The sequence below is a fragment of the Rhodococcus sp. P14 genome (assembly GCF_000256505.1).
GTDB lineage: Bacteria > Actinomycetota > Actinomycetes > Mycobacteriales > Mycobacteriaceae > Rhodococcus > Rhodococcus ruber.
Genome location: NZ_AJFC01000413.1, coordinates 1 through 1,679 on the forward strand (window position 1 = coordinate 1; position 1,679 = coordinate 1,679).

General features: G+C 72.4%; 2 protein-coding genes and 1 pseudogene. All 3 read right to left on the minus strand.

The features are described from left to right. A pseudogene (locus OEY_RS0127740) lies at positions 1-422 on the minus strand (hypothetical protein); the annotation flags it as partial. Positions 423-865: 443 nt separating this feature from the next. Continuing rightward, complete coding sequence (locus tag OEY_RS0127745; protein ID WP_010596974.1) at positions 866-1,177, minus strand: hypothetical protein; 312 nt, start codon at positions 1,175-1,177, stop codon at positions 866-868. 141 nt (positions 1,178-1,318) lie between these two features. Beyond that, on the minus strand, positions 1,319-1,679 hold a 361-nt coding region (locus OEY_RS0127750; protein WP_010596975.1), incomplete at its 5' end, for a hypothetical protein.

The following is a 1,679-nucleotide window of genomic DNA, read 5'->3' on the forward strand; positions in this document are numbered from 1 at the left end:
TCGTCGGCCTGCGCGAGCGCGGCGGCCGCGGCCGCGTCCGCGTCGGCGCGCTCGTCCAACGCGGCATCGAGTTGCTCACGCAGACCGGCGATCTCGGCGCCGGCATCGGCACGGACCTTGTCGGCGTCGGCCTGCACCCGGCGCAGGTGCGCCTCGAGCGCCGCCGGATCGGCCAGCAGCGCGGTGGCCGCGCTGATCGACGCGGCCACCTCGCTCAGGCGCTCGAGGGCGGCCTGGGCTTCCTGCCGCAGCAACGGGACCGCCTCGGCCAGGGTGGACACGGCCGCCGCCGGATCGGTGGGGGTGGCCGCCTCGAGCCGCTCGGCGCGGGCCGCCTCCTTCTGCCGTTGCCGCCAGGCCCGGACCCGGTCCGCGTCCGAGGCGTACTCGCGGCGCCGCCCTCCCCTACTGCCCTCGGTCATCGCCCCGCCCTCCCGATCGCGTCCTGAGTCCCGATCGATGCTACCTCGTACGTACCGTTTCGTACGTAACATGATACGTACGAAACGATTGGGGTCGAGCAGCTCGATACGTGGGCGGGTGGGTGATGTCGGTTCTCAGTGCATCTGGCGGGGTTCTCGTGTACGTGGCACGGCGTTGGCGCCGGCTTCTCATCCGATCTGGCGGAAGCGGCGGAACCGCAGGTCGGTACATCGTGGACGAAGCAGATCGGCGCGGTGCCCGCCAAGAATCCGCCAGATCGGATGAGAAGGAGTTGATGGCGGCATGACTGACGCAAGTGGCGCACCGCAGGTCAAGCCAGGTCTGCACCGCCAGATACCTGGCGAACTGACAGGTGACACCTGTCCTTTCCCCTCGCGGGCCCGCGGCGGTGGTCGCCGCCCCTCGGCCTCGCGGGGACAAGTCAGCACGCCGGGTCGAGGCCGCCCAGGCCGGGCACGCAGTCGTCGACCGCGGCCGCGATGGTGGCCTGGTGTTCGTAGTCGTCGATCCACTCGAGGACTCCGCCCGGGCTGTCGGGCCCGGCGCTCAGGCCGATCCGGAAGCGGGTGTCGATGCGCAGACGCAGGTAGGGCGACGGGTGGCCGGTCCGGTGGGTGGCGGCCGTGATGCGGCGCAACGCGGCGGCGCCGGCGATGACGGCGTCGACTTCGGTGGCGGCGGTGCCGGATTCCTGCGCCACGGCCGGATCGCAGGTGACGGTCCAGGTGTGCACGAGCGGGCCCTTTCTTCGGGTCGGTGCGACCTTTCGGTGGATGCCAGTGTGTCCGGCTACCTCGGCCCCGACCGGGGCGGAGACGGGCAGCGGGCCCGGTCCTGTGGAGAACCGGGCCCGCTGTGGACAACTCCCCTCGAGTCACCGGCGCCCGTCGAGAGCGAGGGCCTTGTCGTCGGCCGGGAGCAGCACCGACCGGGCCACAGCCGCGGTGCGGGCGAGCTCGGCGGTGAAGGCGCGGTGACCGGCCCGGTCGAAGAACCGGAAGACCAGCGGTCCGGTCTCGACGTCGACCCAGTGGATGTGTCGGCGACGCTGCGGATCGAACGCCCCGCCGGGGGTGATCTTCGACGGCGGCACCGTCGACCAGTGCACCGTCACCACATGCTCGTCGGTGGCGAAGCGGTCCGGGCGCAGCAGGAACTGCTCGGGCAGCACCGTCGTCGCCCCGTCGGTGACCGGGCGCCGCAGCACCGCCACCAGGCCGCGGACGACGGCCGGG